Here is a 17,209-nt window from a genome sequence, read left to right as displayed (position 1 = left end):
GACGGGCAGGGAACGCTTCACTGCTTGGCCAACACGCCGTCGATCACTGCGCCGCGACAACCGGCGAACATGTCCAGCGCCGGCTGATAGACGCTGCTGCGCACTTCCAGCAGGCCGAGCATCGAGTGGAACAGATTGTCCTGGCTCAGCGGTTTGTCCCGGCTCAGTTGCAGGCAATGGGTGTCGACCGAGTAGGCCTTCTGATAGCTGTCGGAGAACCACGCCAGCATCGCTACATGCTTCTGTTGCTCGGGCGCCAGCATATAAGGCGTGCCGTGCAGAAACAGGTTGTATTCGCCCAGCGATTCGCCGTGGTCCGACAGATAGAGCATGGCGGTGTCGACTTTGTCCTGATTGCTGCGCAGCACATCGATCAGGCTCGCCAGCACATGGTCGGTGTAGACCAAGGTGTTGTCGTAACCGTTGACGATACTTTCGCGACTGCAATTGTTCAGCGCGTTACTTTCACAGACCGGAGTGAAGTGTTCGTACTCCTTGGGATAACGCTTGAAGTAATCGGGGCCGTGACTGCCCATCTGATGCAGCACCAGCACGGTGTCCTTGTCCAGATGTTCGATAAAACTTTGCAGCCCTTGCAGGAGGATTTCATCGCGACATTCGCTGTTGGCGCACAACGCCGGGTCTTGCAACTTGCTGACATCCTGCACCGTGACACGGTCGCAAGTGCCTTTGCAGCCGGACTGATTATCGCGCCAGATCACATTGATGCCGGCACGCTTGAGTACGTCGAGCAAGCCCTCTTCATTCCTGGCCTTGCTGGCGTTGTAATCCTTGCGGCCCATATTGGAGAACATGCACGGTACCGAGACTGCGGTTTCCGTGCCGCAGGAATGCACGTCAGTGAAAGCGATCAGCCCCGCTTCCTTGTCCAGTTGCGGCGTGGTGTCTCGGTCGTAACCGAGAATGCCGAAGTTCTGCGCCCGCGCACTCTCCCCCACCACCAGCACCGTGAGGGATTTGCGTGGCTGTAGCTGCAAGTCGGGATTGCGCTGGGCATCTTCGCCGATCTTGATGAACGGCTGCTGCGCCGAGACCACTTGCTCTTGCAGATAACCAATGGATGCGCCGATGTAATTGCTCGGCACCAGCATCAGGCGAATTTCGTGGTGATTGCGAAACAGCGACGACAAGCCTTGATAGTTGGCCAATGCGACAACACCGATCACCGCTGCCGAGGCAACACTGACAATAACTTTGCTGAACAACTCGCGATGCCAGCGCCGATAACTGACCGGAACTTTCCACAACAACAAACACGGCAGGACACCCAGCAAGAGAATATAAGCAAACAACTTCAATGAGAGCAGATCACGCACTTCCGTGACGTTGGTCTCGGCAAAGTTGCGCAACATGCCGGCATCGATCATCACGCCATATTGGCTCATGAAATAAGCCACGCCGGCGCTGACTAAAAACAACAGGGTCAATAGTGGTTTAAGCAGTGGCCGGAAAGCGAATAATGTCAGGACTATGTTGAACGCGGCAAAGATCATCACGCCAAACGCAACGCGCATGGCGATGCCCTTGCCATCGGCGGCGGTGATCTCGAACAGATGTTGCCAAAGCACCAGATTGAAACCGAGCAACAAAAAGGCGCTGGCAAACAACGTCACCCATTCCGGGTGCACGGCTTTTAACTTCAACATATGAGTGACTGTTCCTGAAAGAAGAGCCTCGTCGATTGTGAAAATTTCATTCACCGAGGCATGCCAAACTTTAGGCGGCAGCGAATCAATTTTTCGTGAAAAAGATGCTAATGATTAGTTGCCTCGGAGTACGAACGTGAAGGTTTGCGAGTATTTGAGAATGGTTCAGGTTTTATTCAGTTTCAGGCACTTCGCAATGTCCTGTGGGAGCGAGCCTGCTCGCGAAAGCGCAGTGTCAGCAAATGAATGTCTGTCTGGAGGAACGCATTCGCGAGCAGGCTCGCTCCCACATCGGGACAGGGGTGTTATCGAGTTTTTAGGTCTGGCCCGCGACTTTCTGATTTGCCGACGTCGGCGACGCCAAGCCTAATCATCAGCCTCCGCACTCAAAGGCCCGCCGATGAATCACACCCGCCCCGCCGCTTGGCTGATGCTCGCGATCATCCTTGTCGCACTTAATCTGCGCCCCTCAATGGCAGCCATCGGGCCGCTGCTGTCGGCGATCCGTGGCGATATACCGTTGAGCTTCACGCTTGCCTCTCTGCTGACGATGCTGCCGGTGATGGCCATGGGACTGGCGATGTTTTTCGGCCTGAGCATCAGCCAGCGCCTGGGCGACCGACGCACGGTGCTGCTGTCGCTGTTGATCATCGGGCTGGCGAGCGTGTCACGGCTGTTTATCGATTCGGCGATCGAGCTGATCGTCAGCGCGATGCTGGCCGGCATTGGCATAGCCCTGATTCAGGCATTGATGCCGGCGCTGATCAAATCGCGCTTTGCTGACAACGTGGCGTTATGCATGGGCGTCTACGTCACGTCAATCATGGGCGGCGCGGCGATTGCCGCCTCGTTCGCGCCACTGGTGATGGTGCAGGCCGGCAGCTGGCGCGTGGGGCTGGCCATCTGGGCGGCGTTGGCATTGGTCGCGTTGCTGGTCTGGTGCTTGCAGCCCGCGCAAGCCATATCAACGGTGACCCGGCGGGAGTCTTTCATCACCCGCCCTCGCGCCTGGTTGCTGGCGATTTTCTTTGGCCTCGGTACGGCGTCCTACACCTGTGTCCTCGCCTGGCTCGCCCCGTATTACGTGGAAAAAGGCTGGAGTGAACAGAACGCTGGGCTGCTGTTGGGTTTTCTTACAGCGATGGAGGTCATTTCCGGCCTGGCAGTGCCTGCGATCGCCAATCGCAGCCGTGATCGGCGTGGGATAGTGGCGGTTCTGCTGTTGCTGATCATCGGCGGTTTCTGCGGGCTGATACTCGTCCCGCAATATTTGGCCCTGCTGTGGCCTTGTCTGTTGGGCCTGGGGATTGGCGGTCTGTTTCCGATGAGCCTGATCGTCGCGCTGGATCATTGCGACGAGCCGCAGCGTGCCGGTGGCCTGACCGCGTTTGTACAGGGGATCGGTTATCTGATCGCCAGCCTCTCGCCGCTGTTGGCAGGGATGATTCGCGATCGGCTGGGCAATTTCGAAGGCGCGTGGTGGGCGTTGACGGCGGTGATGGTGATCATGCTGCTGATGGTGATGCGCTTCGACCCTCGCCACTACGCGCGCCACTTGCCTCGCCCGGGCTAGAGGCCTCTGGCCATCTTTTGCGCACGAGATTGGCAACGTCGTGTTGCTAAAAGTTTCTGTCCCACATGTGTCCGTGAAATGTCCTACAAGGGTTTCTCCTGGCACCATCGTTCCGTTAGGATCGTACGCACACGTTTGCGCGAATTCTGCGCAAGGGGGCACAGCGAGACGGAACTCATGCTGAACAGTAATTTGCTTCGCAAGCTCGACATGCAGGACTTGATGGTATTCGTCGCCGTGTACGAGCAGAGCAGTGTCACCGATGTCTCGGAAACCCTGTTCGTCAGCCAGTCCACCGTCAGTTATTGCCTGAAGAAACTGCGCACCAGTTTCGAAGACGAACTGTTCATCAACACCCGCACCGGCATGCGCCCGACCTACAAGGCCTGCAGCATGTACGGCCATGTGCAGAAGATCATCGAAAGCATCAACCTCTGCCACGCCGGTGCCCCGGCCTTCGACCCGAGCCGGCAGGCGGTGACTTTCAACATTTGCGCCCCGGAATACTTCGAGCAATTGATTCTGCCGCGACTGTTGAAGCGCTTCGACTTCGATGACTTGCCGGTGATGGTCAACATGCACAAGTTTGAAACCGATGTGCCGGCCGAAGAGTTGCGCGACGGCAGCCTCGATCTGGTGATCAGTTTCGGCCCGCACTTTCACCGCCAGCATGCGGATCTGAAATCACGGATGCTGCTGGAAGATGACCTGGTCTGCGTCTTCGACAAACGCGCCACGCCACTCGAACCGCGGTTGAGCCTGCAAGCATTCACCGAACGTCGGCATGTGTTCCCGACGCCATGGACATCAAGCACCAACATGGTCGACGGCTGGCTGGCGCGGCAGGCGCAGAAACGTCAGATTGTCGCGCGCTCGAACAGCTACAGCGCCGCGTTGAAGATGATCACCGGCACCGATTTCATCCTCACCCTGCCCCGGCGTATCCAGCGTTTGCTGACCAACGACGCGGTGTTCAACCACTGCGAGGCGCCCAATGGCTTGCCGGGTTTCACCCTCGACATGCAGTGGAGCCAGAACGCCGATCAGGACAGCGCCAACGTCTGGCTGCGCGAGCAGGTGATTCAGGTGTGCAGCGAGCTGGAAAACGCCTGAGCGTCAGACGCCGATCGCGGCTTTGCTGTAGGACTCGCGATCGATGTCGAGCAGTTCGACACACAGTTGCACTTCGAGCCCGGCCGGCCATTCGCAGAGCTCCTGCAACACCGCCAGCAGGCTTTGCGAGAGCTGCTTCTTGATCTCCGCCGAGCGCCCGCTGAGCAAGGCCAGTTTCACATGGACGAAGGCGCGCTCGCCCTGCGCCGTACCGACCTTGAAGTTGTCGATCTTGATCGCGCGGCTCTTGATGTCGAACTCCGCGCCAAACTGACCGGAACCGACCAGCGTATTGTTGAGCCGGATCAGGGCGATGTCAGCGTTCAACTGCGTCAGGTTGGCGGTGTATTCCATGTGCAGGTGTGGCATTGCGGATCTCCAGTCGGCGGATGCGGGGGGCGTACATATAACACAGTCGGCTCAACGCATTCCCTGTAGGAGCTGTCGAGTGAAACGAGGCTGCGAGCTTTTGATTTTGTGTTTTTCACAATCAAGATCAAAAGATCGCAGCCTGCGGCAGCTCCTACAAGGGATCGTAGTGCTCAGCTGGCCGTTCACTCATGAACGCTTCGAGCCGCGAGCGCAGCCAGCGTTCGGCCGGGTCGCTGTCGACGTGGCTGAGCCAGACCATCGACAGGTCCAATGTCGGCGTCTTGAACGGAAACGGTTCCTGGAACAGCGCCCCGGACGCCGCCATCGCCGCTGCGGTGTAATCCGGCAGGCTGGCGATCAGGTCGGTGCCGGCCAGCAACGCCGGCAGTGCGCTGTATTGCGGCACCGACAACACCACCTGCCGCGTGCGGCCCAGTTCCGCCAGCCACTCATCGGCGTAGCCACTGACATTGGCCGTGTGCGACACCAGCACATGCGGGCGAGCGCAATATTCGTCGAGGGTCAGCGGTGTAGCAGAGGCATCGGCGCGCAAAATGCTCGGCTGGATGTGCCGCAGCAGTTTGCGTTTGGCGTTGGCCGGCAGGCCCCGGGTCTGGCTGATGCCGACGGTGATATCGCCGGCGGCCAACAGGTCGGGAATGCGCCAGTAATCGACATGCTGCACCACGAACACCACGCTCGGTGCTTCCTGGCGCAGCGCGCGCAACAGCGGCGGCAGCAGGCCGAATTCGACGTCGTCGGACAGGCCGATGCGAAAGGTCATGGTGCTGGTGGCGGGATCGAAATCGCGGGTCAGGCTCAGCGCCGCCGACAGTGAATCCAGTGCCGGTTTGAGATGGCGGTAAATGTCTTCGGCGCGGGCCGTCGGTTCCATGCGATGGCCGACGCGGATGAACAGCGGATCATTGAGCATCGTGCGCAAACGGTTGAGTGCCGAACTGATGGTCGGCTGGCCGAGGAACAGCTTCTCCGCCGCGCGGGTCACGTTGCGCTCCAGCATCAGGGTCTCGAACACCACCATCAGGTTGATGTCGGCCTTGCGTAGTTCATTGCGGTTCATCCATTGCCCCTGCTCCCGGAATAGCGGCAGTGTAGAAAGGCGTTGGGGATGCCGTCCATAAACGTTTATGCAGCGGCTTTTGCAGAAACATTCGCGAACGATTGGAAACAAATCCCCGATAGCCAAAAAAACCCGCTGCGCTAGGCTTGCGTCGATGCGCCACACAGGTTGGCGCGCACATCCATCGCAGGGAGCGAACCCCATGTATTTCGAAATCTACCGACAAACCCGAGGCACCCCGAGCACTGGCAAAGGCCAATGGCGCTGGCGGCTGCGTGCGCGTAACCACGAGACCGTGGCCAGTGGCGAATCGTATGTGAACAAGGCTGATTGCCTGCATGTGATCAATCTGATCAAAGCCGTACAGGGCGAGACGCCGATCAAGGAAATTTGAGCGACGTCCCGTTCATCTGCAAAGCGGCACCGTCTGTCGCCCTTCAAAGGGTTTATTTGAATGCTTGTCAGCGGTGTTCATCAAAGGTGCATGTACTGCAATTTTTGCTGCCATGCACCCAAGGATTTCAGCCATGTCCCATGAGCACCGCTACCTCGTCAGTTTCATCGTCGACAACCAGCCGCAAAGCCGCACGCTGATCCACGATGGCGACACCCTTGATCCGGGTCTCGCTGAAACCCTGGTCAAGACCGCTTTCGCCGAATTGAAGACCGCTTCACTGAGCGACGTCCAGGTGCAGAAACGCACCAGGCCCGACGAAGGCGACAACGTCCCCGGCCACTATCAGCAGCCATGAGCCGATCCCGGGCCGCCACCATCCATCGATGCTGCGGAGGTTACGCGCCATGAAATCACTCGCCGCGATCTGCCTTGCGGTCTTGGCTATGAGCGTCCAGCCAGGCCATGCAGACACTATCGACGCCTTCATCGAAGAGGCGGCACAGCAAAGCCTGTTCCAGCACAACAGTTCGCGCATCGCCTTGGAAAAGGCAATTTTGCCCGAAGTCAAAGCGTTCGCCAGACAAATGATCTCCGACCATGAGCGTTTCGATAAACAAATCAGGCAGCTGGGGCAAAGCCAGCATATGGTGGTTCCCGCTGAACCCTCGGTGGCATCCAAAGCCAAGCAGCTACGCCTTGAATCAAGGGATGACTCGTTCGACCGCATTTACATCGACAGCCAGGCCGAAACCCTTGAGCAAAAGCTGATGCTGTTCAAGAAAGAAGCGATGTCATCACAAAATCCGCAGCTCAAGGCTTTCGCCCAATCCGCATTGCCGGACATCGAGAAACAGGCAAAAACTGCCCGCGACCTGCAGGAAAAACTCAAGCCCTCCGCTGGCGCACTGAAATCCGTCAACCCCTGACTAACGGGGAACAATCAAAGCTGTAATAGAACCACGGCCACCAGTACGGCGATTACTGCCGATACCGCCAGCACTTGAGTCGAAGTCAAGGCCAGCGCCGCGTCCTTTGAGCGGCCGATAAAGCGGCCACGGGTCTGATGCCGATCCGGCTGCGCTTCGAACAGATTGTCCGGGTGCTCGTTGTCTTCAGGCTCATTGGTCTGCTGACCGGACCATGCACTTCGCGCCATCAAACGGTCGAGCAGACCGGGCATGACCGACTGGCCGACAATCGCTTTGATCGTCGACCACCCCAGCCACAACTCTCGCGGCGGACGCTTTACCACACTGAAAATTGCCCGTGCTGCCACATCGGGGTCGTGAATCGGTGGCACCGGTTGGGGACGCTTGGGCAATTTGTTGCGTGCCCAATCGAACTGCGGGGTATTGATCGCCGGCAATTGCACCATGCACACGCGAATATGGCTGCGCTCATGCAGCAACTCACAGCGCAATGAATCAGTAAAACCGCGCACAGCGAACTTCGCCCCGCAATAGGCGGCCTGCAACGGAATGGCGCGATAGGCCAGTGCCGAGCCGACCTGGATGATCAGGCCCTTGTTGCGCGCACGCATCAACGACAGCGCCGCCAAGGTGCCATGAACCGTACCGAGATAGGTCACCTGAGTGACGCGCTCGATCTCGGCGGCGGGCAATTGTTCTATCGGCGAGAGCACCGTGACCATCGCCGCGTTGACCCACACCGCCAGCGGCCCAAGCGTGGCTTCCAGTTGCTGCGCGGCCTCTTGCACGGCGAGCGCATCGGCGACATCGACGCTAACCGTTTCAACCTGAACGCCATACGCTTGCAGCTCTGCTTGCGTGGCGGCCAGTCCCGCCGGATCACGCGCCAACAGGCCGATGCGGTAGCCCCCAGCGGCAAATCGATGAGCCACCGCGCGCCCCACGCCAGCACTGGCGCCGCTTATCACCACCAAAGGTTGCTCCTGCATGAACCGTTCTCCCTGATGCTCAGTCGATCGGCCCGATATTGATCATCAGGTCATCGCCCAGCCCTTGCACCTTGGCCAGTACGTCCACCGGCGTCTCGCTGGAAAAATGCACGACGTAGCCCATGCCGCTGCCGTCCTCTTCGATTGCACTGACCCACGACTCCACCTCGTCAGCATCCAGCCCCAGCGCCTGACCGAACTGGCGGTTGCGGTGATCGGAATCGGTTTCGTCCATCGGATAATCACTCATAGCAAACATCTCCTCGGGGATCGTCCCCTCACTGGTTGCTCAATGTGGTCTTAAGGATGGACGCCGAACGTTCACTGACAGTTCGTTTTTTCAGCCGAGCATCGAGCGCAGCTTGCGCAACAGATCCACCGGCGCGTAGGGCTTGGCGATCAATTCGAACTCATTGTCAGCCAGCTCATTGGGCGTCGACTCGTCCGCGCAGTAGCCGGTCGTCAGCAGGATCTTCATGGTCGGATAGCGCTGGGTGATTTCCCGCGCCAGTGCCAGCCCGTTCATCTCACCGGGCATGACCAGATCGGTGAAGACCAGCTCAAAGTCGCTACTCTGCAACATCGCCAGTGCCTCGCTCGCGTCTGCAGCGATGGTGGTCCGGTAACCCTGTTCGGACAGTACGAAGCGCGCCAGTTCAGCAACTTCGGCGCGATCCTCGACGATCAGGATGCGCTCCGTGCCCTTGAGATTTTCTGCGGTTTCAGCGGAGCCAGGTGCCGATAGCTGACTGTCATCCGCCGGGAAGAACAGGCGCACCGTGGTGCCGAGCCCCGGTGTCGATTCGATTTTGACCACACCGCCGGATTGCTTGACGAAGCCGTAAACCATCGACAAACCGAGGCCGGCACCGTTGCCCTCCTCCTTGGTGGTGAAAAACGGTTCCATGACCTTTTCGAGATCGTCAGCGGCAATGCCCACGCCGTTATCGGCGATTGCGATGCAGACGTAACGCCCCGCCGCCAGTCCGCCCTGGTGCGGATCGGTCGCGTCCGGGACAACGACGTTGCGCGTCTGCACGGTGATCACGGGCTGTTGCTGTTGCTGCTGCCCCAATGCATCGCGGGCATTGGACAGCAGATGATTCAGTGCCATCTCGGCCTGCGCCGGGTCGAGCCGGCAGTTCCACAAATCCTCGGCCAGTTCGAATCGCGGTTCCAGATCGGCGGATTCATGCGTCGGCAGCGCAGAGCGCTCAAGCAAGGCATTGAGATTGATCACCCGGCCTTCGAGCCGCTGTCGGCGGGAGAATGCCAGCAGATGCTGGGTCAGCAAACGTGCTTTTTCCGCCGCCGCGCGAGCGTGGCCGGCGCCGACCACGATGCGTTGCGGATCAATGCTCGGCCGCTTGGCGGTGTGCTGGATCAGCTCGATGTAGCCGATCATCACTTGCAACAGATTGTTGAAATCGTGAGCGATGCCACCGGTCAACTGGCCCAGCGCTTCCATGTTCTCGCTGTAGCGCAAACCGTCCTCGGCGTCGCGTCGGCGGCTGACGTCCATTTGCGAGGCGAAGAAATACACCAGTTGCCCGCGCTCGTTGAATAGTGGCGCGATGAACAGCTCGTTCCAGAACGACGAGCCATCCTTGCGATAGTTGAGTACCTCCACGCAGGTTTCGTGTTGATGTTTGAGCGCTTGCTTGACCTGTTGCAAGACGGAACGATCAGTCTGCTCGCCTTGCAGAAACCTGCAGTTGCGCCCGAGCACTTCTTCCAGCTCGTAGCCGCTGAGTTCAAGAAACGCATTGTTGGCAAAAATGATGGGATCGTCGGGCTGCGCTGGATCGGTGACAATCATGGCCATACGGCTGACCTGCACCGCCGCGAAAAACACATCTTTGCGTTCTTGCGAAAGGGTCGCCGCATCGGCGCGGTCGACGATCGGCCTGGATTTTCTGGGCAAGTTGACCTCCGCTAAGTGACTCCGTTTCGCTGTGACCATCATCAGCGAGCGAAGTGCCAAGGCCGCACACCGCAACGGCGGGTGTCCGATGAATTGTCCCGGTACTTCGATGGATCCGAATCGCCTCGCTGATTGTCGAAAGCTCACCGAGAACTGCACGCAAGATCTGAAATCCGATCCGCCAGGGAGAACCACCGTGGATTTGTTGTTTCTGGGCACGTCTGCCGGCGTGCCGACCCGCCAGCGCAACGTCAGCGCAACAGCATTGATCGCCTCTGCCGGCAAGGGCTGGTACCTGATCGATTGCGGTGAAGGCACTCAGCATCAGGTGCTGCGCACGCCGCTGTCACTGAGTGAATTGCGGGCGATTTTCATCACTCATGTGCACGCCGATCACTGCCTGGGCTTGCCGGGTCTGCTGGCGAGCACCGGCATGTCCGGACGCACGCGGCCGCTGGACATTATTCTGCCGGCGGCGCTGCAGCCATGGCTGAGAATGAGCCTCGAGGTGACGCAATCGCATCTGCCCTTCGAGATCAACCTGCACGCCGTGGAAACGCTTACCGAATGGCGCAACCTCAACGTCCAGGTGCAGACCGTCGAGTTGTCGCACCGTGTGCCGTGTCACGGTTATGTATTTACCGAGTCCGATCCGGAACCGCGTCTCGACGTGCAGCGACTCGACGCTGAAGGCATCGAACGCGGCCCGCTCTGGGGTCAGTTGGCCCATGGTCAGGACGTGGAGGTTGACGGGCGAATGCTGCACGCTCGCGACTATCTGCTGAGCGCGCGACCTGATCGGCGCATCATCGTCTGCGGCGACAACGATCGGCCGGCACTGCTGGCAGAAGTGGCGCAATCGGCGGACGTGCTGGTGCATGAAGCGACATTCGTGCAGGCAGCAATCGACCGCGCTCGAGCCAGTTACGGCCACAGTAGCGCCGCCGCTGTCGCCGGTTTCGCCGAATCCGCTGGGGTGCGCAACCTGGTGCTGACGCACTTTAGCGCGCGCTATCAGGCCAACCCGGCGCTGAGTCCATCCATCGAAGATGTGCGCAGTGAAGCGGCGGCGCTGTATGACGGCCACCTGATTCTGGCGCGGGATCTGCAACGCTATCACTTGGATCGGCTGGGTCATTTGCAACCGGTGGAGATCGAGCGCAAGCCGCTGCAGGTCGCACCGTAATTTGATAGCGCGTCCGCCCGTCTGGCAGGCGGACGCCGGTGGCAAGGGTTACTTCTTGGCTTCTTTGTCCGGATCCGCCGAGCGTTCCAGAAACGCGTCGGTCAGTTGCGGCAAATGCTTGAGCAGCCATTCAGCCATGGCCACTTCCTGCGGCAGAATCTGTTCGCAGGCCTTCTGCGTCTGCGTGTCCCCCGCCGCTTTCGCCGCTGCGATCAGCACGGTATAGCTGGCGACCTCCATGTTCTCGAAAACGTAGCCGGCCATGGCGCCCTTGATCACTTCATCGCTCATCAAGGAGCCGCCGACAGCCTGACCGAACGCCATCAATTTGCCGCCCAGGTCTTTCATCGTCGAGGATTCACCGCCCAGACGTTGCAGGCATTCGTCGATGAGTTTCTGCTGGCCGAGGGTTTCTTCGATGTGCTGATCGATGCGCGCCTTGAGCTGCGGGTAATGTTCCAGACGCTTGGATTGTGCCTTGAGCATTTGCTCGGCCTGTTGCTCCATGGCATGGGCATCACGCAGCCAGTCGAGCAGGTTTTCCTGTGGAGTAGCCATTGTCGAGTCCTCTTCTTGATGATTTCACAGTGATCAACCGGGGCGCGCCGCTCGATGTCCGGCGCGCCCCACGTGCCTTACAAACCAGGCTTGGCCTGCGCGCCGGAGCCCAGATCCGCACCGGTGACCGGCTCGCTGTTGGGGTCGGACATGGTGCGCATCTTCATGTTTTCCAGCAGCGCTTCGTCGGCGCTGTCCAGTTGCACGGTGGCCAAGCCATCGCCGCCGTCGACCGCTGGCGTCGGGGTTTCGACGAACTCCCAATCGTCGCCCTGATTCCACGGGCCGCGCATGCTTTCGGTGCCTTGCGACATGTTGAAGTAGACGTTGGTGAACTCAGGCATGCCGGGCAGCTTGCCTTGCGGGAAGTTTGGCTGAATCGAATGCAGGGCTTTTTCGAACGACAACTGGTGGGCGATCTCACGGGTCATCAGAAAGCCCAGAGCCTCTTTCACGCCGGGGTCATCGGTCACGTTCATCAAGCGCTCATAGACGATCTTCGCCCGTGCTTCAGCAGCAATATTGGAGCGCATGTCGGCGGTCGGCTCACCGATGGTATCGACGTACGCCGCCGTCCATGGCACACCGGCAGAGTTGGTCAGCGGCGAACCGGCACCGTAGAGCAGGCTGGTGATGTGCGAGTCATTGCCGTTGCCATTGAGCGAGCGATACAGCTCGCCCTCCTGCTCGACGCCTTCGGCCATCCGGCCTTTCGCGCCCTTGTTGAGCATGACGATGATCGAGCCAATGATTTCCAAATGGCTGAGTTCTTCAGTGGCGATATCCATCAGCAAGTCCTTGCGTCCCGGATCGTCCTCGGCCAGGGCTTGAGTGAAATAGCGCGAAGCCGCCGCCAGTTCACCTTGTGCGCCGCCAAACTGCTCGAGCAACAGATTGGCCAGCCCCGGATTGGGCTCGGCGACACGAACGGTGTATTGAAGTCGCTTGTTATGTAGAAACATGACAAATCTCCTCAGTCGGGTAAGCGTGGCAAGTTCTGGGTAAAAGTTTGCCTACCCTTTTGTGAAGCATTGTCGTTGCGGAAATTTCAAAAAATTTGCGGCGACAGGACAAATGGTTTGAACCGCGCCAACAAGCGAAACGGGGCTATACCGCTGGGGGTATTCGCACTGGAATGACCGGAACTTATTGCCGGAATCGAGTCTCCAGCGCGCGATTCGATTTCCAGCGCCGCGATCACTAACGCAGCAAATGCACCACCAACCCAACCAGCGCACAGCCCAGCAACACCTGAATCACTCCGCGCTTGAAGCGAAACAGGGCAATGGCCGCGGCAAGCGCAATCAACGCCGATGGCCAATCCAGGCTGCCGCTGAAGCCTTGCGGCCAGAGCACGTGGTAGCCGAAGAAACACGCCAGATTGAGAATCACCCCAACCACCGCAGCGGTGATCGCGGTCAGTGGTGCGGTGAATTTGAGTTCGTCGTGCGTCGACTCCACCAGCGGGCCGCCGGCGAGGATGAACAGGAATGAGGGCAGAAAGGTAAACCACGTCACCAGCGCGGCGGCGACCGCTCCGGCGAGAAACACCTGATCGGCGCCGAACACCTGCGCCACATAAGCCCCGACAAAACCGACAAACGCCACCACCATGATCAGCGGCCCCGGTGTGGTTTCGCCCAGCGCCAGGCCGTCGATCATCTGCGTCGGCGTCAGCCAGCCGTAGTGGCCGACCGCACCTTGATAGACATAGGGCAACACCGCATAAGCTCCGCCAAAGGTAAGCAGCGCAGCTTTGGTGAAGAACCAGCTCATTTGCGTCAACGTGCCCTGCCAGCCGAATAGCGCGGTCAATACTCCCATCGGCAACGCCCAAAGCGCGACGCCAATCACGGCGAGCGTGGCCAGTTTCGTCCAGCTGAAACGGGCATGGGCCGGGGTTGGCGTGTCGTCGTCGATCAACGCCGTGCCGAAAGACTTCTTCGCTGCGCTATGCCCGCCGGCCCTGAATTTCTCCGGTGCCAGGCGACCGCCAAAATAGCCAGTCACCGCAGCACCCAGCACGATCAACGGGAACGGCACATTGAACGCAAAAATCGCCGTAAACGACGCCGCCGCAATCGCCCACAGCCAATTATTCTTCAGCGCCCGCGAACCGATGCGATGCGCCGCCTGCACGACAATGGCCGTCACCGCAGGCTTGATCCCGTAAAACAGCCCAGCGACCACCGGCACTTCACCGAAGGCGATATAGAGCCACGACAGGAAAATCAGGATGAACAGCGAAGGCAACACGAACAACGCCCCGGCCACAATCCCGCCCCAGCTGCGATGCATCAGCCAGCCAATGTAAGTCGCCAATTGCTGCGCCTCAGGCCCGGGCAGCAACATGCAATAGTTCAAGGCATGCAGAAAACGCCGCTCGGAAATCCAGCGCCGCCGCTCGACCAACTCCTGGTGCATGATCGAAATCTGCCCGGCCGGCCCGCCGAAACTGATAAAGCCCAGCTTCAACCAGAACCAGAACGCCTCGCGCAGACTCACGGCCTGCGGCCTAACGTCGTCATCACCCGCCAACGGCTGAACTTCACTCATCGAGCTGTTCCTTTTATGCAGTCGGCAGGTTGTACCCGAAAAGCCTCACGAACGAAACGCCAGAAACGAAAAAGCCCCCGTAATCAGCAATGATTACGGGGGCTTCGTCTTGTTCAATAATGGCGGAGAGATAGGGATTCGAACCCACGGCACACCCCAGCCATACCGCTATAGACCTTCATAGCGCGGACTTCGAATCATTTGAATTGGTATAGAACGGCCTGCACAGACCTAATATATGCCCTAAATTTGCCCTAAAGATTGCTGGAAAATTTTGAGTCAATTTCCCGATTTTCAGCTCGGGCATTTCTACAGCTGCTGCCCCCTCTAGCTAAAGAGAATCCGAGACGCTACTCTAGATACTGTTCATCCATACAGCAAAAGGACGTCTTTCATGAGTGCTGAAATTGTCAATTTCTCAAAAGCTAGATCCGTATCCGAAGCGGCGGAGGACGCTGCCCTGTTAGCTTTTTTTCAACGACTGCCGGCCACCTTTTCTGCACGTCACTGCTCTGTAGCAAGAGAAATGCTGGACTGGAGCATCGAGGCATTAGCCTTCCGTTCTTCCGTTTCTGTGAAAGCCATCAAAGATCTTGAGAGCGGTACAAGGAAGTTGAATGAGGTAACGATGCAGGCATTGGCTTACGCATTCGAGAATGAAGGGCTAATTTTCATCCCAGGTCACCCCCCATCTAAAGGTGAGAACTGCCGAGGTGCGACTACCGATCCCAAACAGCGAGACGATTTCCACTTGATTGAATAACGAGCCAAGAGCAGCGAAAATCAATAAAGATGGTTAGGAATAGGCCCTTTGCTCTCCATTCGCCAGCGGCAGCTTTCGGCCATGAGCAGCCATTCGCACTTTGGACTATCGATACCCATAGCGGGCTGCATTTCGAGTTGTGTCAAAAGCAGTAATTATAGTTATGCAATCGTCGGGCAGCTTTCAGTGTAGAGATTCGCTATTCATTTTTAAACTTGGTCAATTCAAAACCCGTGGAGCCTTTCTGAATTTTTTCTAATCCGACGTGAGCGAAATGGTTGCTCTTTTTCAAAATCCCTACTAATTCGCTGATTGTTTGCTTTTTTGAATTAAGGCCAATAATGACTTTTGAAATTGCCGTAGCCGGGACATCAAATAACGACACATCATCACCGGATGGGGTTTTAAATCTTTTGCATGCTGCATCTAATGGCAAGAGCATGCGCCATTCCTGTTCGTATTCCCAACTTTTATTTTTCAGGACAAAAGTATCAAACGGCATATCCATCATTGTGGCACCTGGCTGCCTATCAGCATAAACTACTCGACGCAGGTGATAAAACTCATCCTTGTCAGATCGCCGACCGTTGAAAAAAGGATGCGCAGTATCAAACTCCAGCACAAACCCTGTTGAGTTTTCTGCATAATTTGCCCACATAGGAGGGGATACAGGCGTTGCGCTCAAGCTCAAAATGCCAATTGTTTTATTAAGACCTTCATAAAGTTTATTTTTTAATTTTGATGTTAATGGTGCTATGTAGGCTCCATGAATGCTATTGATTTGTTCCGAATTGAAAATTGTTGAGGTGAATTGCTCAAGCATATGAACAAGCTGCTCTTTCGGTAATAGCGCAAGCAAAGCTTTCTGTTCATCTGGGAGGCTGTTAATTGCTTCTAAGGCAATTTCATGTTTATCTGCTTTTTCGTAGTGCTCTCGAAGCTGTTGAGTTGACAAAGCCTCACTAAATAGCAGATTAAATTCGAATGGATCATTTAGTGCGGATGGCTGAGTAAATCGTATTGTCAGGTGTTGTAATACGTCAACTCTAGCAGAAGGAATGTATTTGTATAGTTTCTCTGGTGGCAGGTCCATGGCATCTACACGCTTCAAGATTAAAGACAGTTAAAATATCATATAGAAGAATATTTAGTCGGGTGGCAAAGGGGCATATCCGATCTGTTCAGTTTCCGTTTAGTCCGCTGTCGCGCGTCAGAAGGCGGCGCTTCCAATAAATTTCTTTCTGCATCATTTCATCCTTCCCTGTATGTTTATCCGCAATTTCGAGAATGCTAAACCTGAAATTTTCTGCGAAATTTTTGCCACGCTTAGTTCGCAGATCTCGTATGCGGATATTTCCACCATGTCCGTTATTAGAGTAGTTAACCCAGCGTTCCCACAAACCGCCCGTCCCGGTCGCCGAGCCTACGTATAGCTGATGCTCGCCTTCAGTACGGTCAGATATGAGATACACACCTGCTACGCTGGAAAGCGCTGTCTGCCAAGATTCTAGACCCTGTTGGGCGATAATGTTCAATTCTCTGTGAGATATATCTACTTCCTTGAAGCCGGGAAATTTTCCGACTGTCATAGGCTTTTCCAGCATTGATGATACAACCATGCTTTTCAGGCACGTTTCAAGCCAGAGATAGTTACCTCGTGGTTTTGTGTAGTCGAGTATCAAGCGGCCTTCCAGCTCGGCAAATTCAGGCACACGACGGTAGTCGTACACGAAGTCACGATTCCCTTTACTACCCTTCGATTCGTTGACTTTGAGTGAATCGTACACACCAGCCAGTAACCATTTCTTAGTGCCAGGCAGTTCTACCAGACCAATCACGTACTCGCATTCAAAGTTTCTTCGGGACTGCCATGACTGCCAATCATCGAAATCGCCTGCAAGGAATACATCCATTGGGTGTTCAAACCCATTGTGTTGTGCGAGATGAACCTTTGTATTTTGGATTGTAAGTGACGGCAGCATGCTGCTCAGGAGTTGCATAAGCATAAAAGGTTGACTCTGCTGGAAGGGACTACGTGCCCCAAGGATTCCATAGCAGCGCTTAAGCCGTCCAGATCGTCTTTCAGGTAGTTTTGATTGGT

At 57.0% G+C, this 17,209-nt stretch carries 18 protein-coding genes; 7 read left to right on the top strand and 11 right to left on the bottom strand.

Annotated elements, in window-relative coordinates; translation table 11 throughout:
• Positions 1–17: 17 nt before the first annotated feature.
• Positions 18–1,667: a phosphoethanolamine--lipid A transferase gene (locus D8U82_RS09055; protein WP_130902065.1), complete on the bottom strand. Its 1,650-nt coding sequence runs from the start codon at positions 1,665–1,667 to the stop codon at positions 18–20.
• 400 nt (positions 1,668–2,067) lie between these two features.
• Between D8U82_RS09055 and D8U82_RS09045 the strand changes: the two genes are divergently transcribed.
• Positions 2,068–3,240 (top strand): cyanate transporter, encoded by a 1,173-nt coding sequence (locus D8U82_RS09045; protein WP_130902063.1) that lies wholly within the window; start codon positions 2,068–2,070, stop codon positions 3,238–3,240.
• 177 nt (positions 3,241–3,417) lie between these two features.
• Positions 3,418–4,353, top strand: coding sequence for a LysR family transcriptional regulator (locus D8U82_RS09040; RefSeq protein ID WP_073472928.1), 936 nt, complete (start codon positions 3,418–3,420; stop codon positions 4,351–4,353).
• A 3-nt stretch (positions 4,354–4,356) separates the two neighbouring features.
• Here D8U82_RS09040 and D8U82_RS09035 read toward each other — a convergent pair whose 3' ends face one another.
• Positions 4,357–4,722: a 5-carboxymethyl-2-hydroxymuconate Delta-isomerase gene (locus D8U82_RS09035; protein WP_016771238.1), complete on the bottom strand. Its 366-nt coding sequence runs from the start codon at positions 4,720–4,722 to the stop codon at positions 4,357–4,359.
• 154 nt (positions 4,723–4,876) lie between these two features.
• Positions 4,877–5,806, bottom strand: coding sequence for a LysR substrate-binding domain-containing protein (locus tag D8U82_RS09030; protein ID WP_016771239.1), 930 nt, complete (start codon positions 5,804–5,806; stop codon positions 4,877–4,879).
• Positions 5,807–6,008: 202 nt separating this feature from the next.
• Between D8U82_RS09030 and D8U82_RS09025 the strand changes: the two genes are divergently transcribed.
• The 3 genes from D8U82_RS09025 (at position 6,009) to D8U82_RS09015 (ending at position 7,129) form a co-directional block, all read left to right on the top strand.
• Positions 6,009–6,200 (top strand): DUF1508 domain-containing protein, encoded by a 192-nt coding sequence (locus D8U82_RS09025; RefSeq protein ID WP_016771242.1) that lies wholly within the window; start codon positions 6,009–6,011, stop codon positions 6,198–6,200.
• A gap of 133 nt (positions 6,201–6,333) precedes the next feature.
• Positions 6,334–6,558, top strand: a complete 225-nt coding sequence (locus D8U82_RS09020; protein ID WP_122752025.1) for a hypothetical protein — start codon at positions 6,334–6,336, stop codon at positions 6,556–6,558.
• 49 nt (positions 6,559–6,607) lie between these two features.
• Positions 6,608–7,129 carry a DUF4142 domain-containing protein gene (locus D8U82_RS09015; RefSeq protein ID WP_177434124.1) on the top strand — a complete coding sequence of 174 codons (522 nt, stop codon included), beginning with the start codon at positions 6,608–6,610 and terminating at the stop codon, positions 7,127–7,129.
• 14 nt (positions 7,130–7,143) lie between these two features.
• Here D8U82_RS09015 and D8U82_RS09010 read toward each other — a convergent pair whose 3' ends face one another.
• The 3 genes from D8U82_RS09010 to D8U82_RS09000 all read right to left on the bottom strand — a co-directional run bounded on the left by D8U82_RS09010 (position 7,144) and on the right by D8U82_RS09000 (position 10,045).
• Positions 7,144–8,121 (bottom strand): SDR family oxidoreductase, encoded by a 978-nt coding sequence (locus D8U82_RS09010; protein ID WP_130902061.1) that lies wholly within the window; start codon positions 8,119–8,121, stop codon positions 7,144–7,146.
• 19 nt (positions 8,122–8,140) lie between these two features.
• Positions 8,141–8,371 (bottom strand): hypothetical protein, encoded by a 231-nt coding sequence (locus tag D8U82_RS09005; protein WP_071174678.1) that lies wholly within the window; start codon positions 8,369–8,371, stop codon positions 8,141–8,143.
• Positions 8,372–8,461: 90 nt separating this feature from the next.
• Positions 8,462–10,045 (bottom strand): histidine kinase famiy protein, encoded by a 1,584-nt coding sequence (locus tag D8U82_RS09000; protein WP_241668048.1) that lies wholly within the window; start codon positions 10,043–10,045, stop codon positions 8,462–8,464.
• 196 nt (positions 10,046–10,241) lie between these two features.
• Between D8U82_RS09000 and D8U82_RS08995 the strand changes: the two genes are divergently transcribed.
• Positions 10,242–11,231 carry a ribonuclease Z gene (locus tag D8U82_RS08995; RefSeq protein WP_122700043.1) on the top strand — a complete coding sequence of 330 codons (990 nt, stop codon included), beginning with the start codon at positions 10,242–10,244 and terminating at the stop codon, positions 11,229–11,231.
• A gap of 48 nt (positions 11,232–11,279) precedes the next feature.
• Here the strand turns inward: D8U82_RS08995 and D8U82_RS08990 are convergent, their stop codons facing one another.
• The 3 genes from D8U82_RS08990 to chrA all read right to left on the bottom strand — a co-directional run bounded on the left by D8U82_RS08990 (position 11,280) and on the right by chrA (position 14,345).
• Positions 11,280–11,789 (bottom strand): DUF892 family protein, encoded by a 510-nt coding sequence (locus tag D8U82_RS08990; protein ID WP_024012005.1) that lies wholly within the window; start codon positions 11,787–11,789, stop codon positions 11,280–11,282.
• A 77-nt stretch (positions 11,790–11,866) separates the two neighbouring features.
• A complete protein-coding gene (locus D8U82_RS08985; protein ID WP_125925300.1) occupies positions 11,867–12,751 on the bottom strand; it encodes a manganese catalase family protein in 885 nt (294 codons plus the stop codon).
• 238 nt (positions 12,752–12,989) lie between these two features.
• Positions 12,990–14,345, bottom strand: coding sequence for a chromate efflux transporter (gene chrA, locus D8U82_RS08980; protein WP_125925299.1), 1,356 nt, complete (start codon positions 14,343–14,345; stop codon positions 12,990–12,992).
• A gap of 394 nt (positions 14,346–14,739) precedes the next feature.
• Here chrA and D8U82_RS08975 point away from each other — a divergent pair, with 394 nt between their 5' ends.
• Positions 14,740–15,108, top strand: coding sequence for a helix-turn-helix transcriptional regulator (locus tag D8U82_RS08975; RefSeq protein ID WP_130902060.1), 369 nt, complete (start codon positions 14,740–14,742; stop codon positions 15,106–15,108).
• A 199-nt stretch (positions 15,109–15,307) separates the two neighbouring features.
• On the opposite strand, the gene D8U82_RS08970 is transcribed toward D8U82_RS08975, so the two are convergent.
• Positions 15,308–16,201: a DUF2971 domain-containing protein gene (locus D8U82_RS08970; RefSeq protein WP_130902059.1), complete on the bottom strand. Its 894-nt coding sequence runs from the start codon at positions 16,199–16,201 to the stop codon at positions 15,308–15,310.
• Positions 16,202–16,289: 88 nt separating this feature from the next.
• Positions 16,290–17,114, bottom strand: a complete 825-nt coding sequence (locus tag D8U82_RS08965) for a GIY-YIG nuclease family protein (RefSeq protein WP_130902058.1) — start codon at positions 17,112–17,114, stop codon at positions 16,290–16,292.
• Between the last annotated feature and the right edge of the window lie 95 nt (positions 17,115–17,209).

This window comes from Pseudomonas sp. Sample_23, from assembly GCF_004307595.1.
Lineage (GTDB): Bacteria > Pseudomonadota > Gammaproteobacteria > Pseudomonadales > Pseudomonadaceae > Aquipseudomonas > Aquipseudomonas atacamensis.
The sequence above is the reverse complement of the archived record's forward strand: the minus strand, read 5'-3'. Positions and strand labels throughout refer to the sequence as shown.

Excerpts from the sequence above, each read along its gene's own strand:
- D8U82_RS09030 (WP_016771239.1), bottom strand. The coding sequence starts at position 5,806 with ATGAACCGCAATGAACTACGCAAGGCCGACATCAACCTGATGGTGGTG.
- D8U82_RS09055 (WP_130902065.1), bottom strand. The coding sequence starts at position 1,667 with ATGTTGAAGTTAAAAGCCGTGCACCCGGAATGGGTGACGTTGTTTGCC.
- D8U82_RS09025 (WP_016771242.1), top strand. The coding sequence starts at position 6,009 with ATGTATTTCGAAATCTACCGACAAACCCGAGGCACCCCGAGCACTGGC.
- D8U82_RS09005 (WP_071174678.1), bottom strand. The coding sequence starts at position 8,371 with ATGAGTGATTATCCGATGGACGAAACCGATTCCGATCACCGCAACCGC.
- D8U82_RS09035 (WP_016771238.1), bottom strand. The coding sequence starts at position 4,722 with ATGCCACACCTGCACATGGAATACACCGCCAACCTGACGCAGTTGAAC.
- D8U82_RS09020 (WP_122752025.1), top strand. The coding sequence starts at position 6,334 with ATGTCCCATGAGCACCGCTACCTCGTCAGTTTCATCGTCGACAACCAG.
- D8U82_RS08975 (WP_130902060.1), top strand. The coding sequence starts at position 14,740 with ATGAGTGCTGAAATTGTCAATTTCTCAAAAGCTAGATCCGTATCCGAA.
- D8U82_RS09040 (WP_073472928.1), top strand. The coding sequence starts at position 3,418 with ATGCTGAACAGTAATTTGCTTCGCAAGCTCGACATGCAGGACTTGATG.
- D8U82_RS09015 (WP_177434124.1), top strand. The coding sequence starts at position 6,608 with ATGAAATCACTCGCCGCGATCTGCCTTGCGGTCTTGGCTATGAGCGTC.
- D8U82_RS08970 (WP_130902059.1), bottom strand. The coding sequence starts at position 16,201 with ATGGACCTGCCACCAGAGAAACTATACAAATACATTCCTTCTGCTAGA.
- D8U82_RS08990 (WP_024012005.1), bottom strand. The coding sequence starts at position 11,789 with ATGGCTACTCCACAGGAAAACCTGCTCGACTGGCTGCGTGATGCCCAT.
- D8U82_RS08985 (WP_125925300.1), bottom strand. The coding sequence starts at position 12,751 with ATGTTTCTACATAACAAGCGACTTCAATACACCGTTCGTGTCGCCGAG.
- D8U82_RS09010 (WP_130902061.1), bottom strand. The coding sequence starts at position 8,121 with ATGCAGGAGCAACCTTTGGTGGTGATAAGCGGCGCCAGTGCTGGCGTG.
- D8U82_RS08965 (WP_130902058.1), bottom strand. The coding sequence starts at position 17,114 with ATGCTTATGCAACTCCTGAGCAGCATGCTGCCGTCACTTACAATCCAA.
- D8U82_RS09045 (WP_130902063.1), top strand. The coding sequence starts at position 2,068 with ATGAATCACACCCGCCCCGCCGCTTGGCTGATGCTCGCGATCATCCTT.
- chrA (WP_125925299.1), bottom strand. The coding sequence starts at position 14,345 with ATGAGTGAAGTTCAGCCGTTGGCGGGTGATGACGACGTTAGGCCGCAG.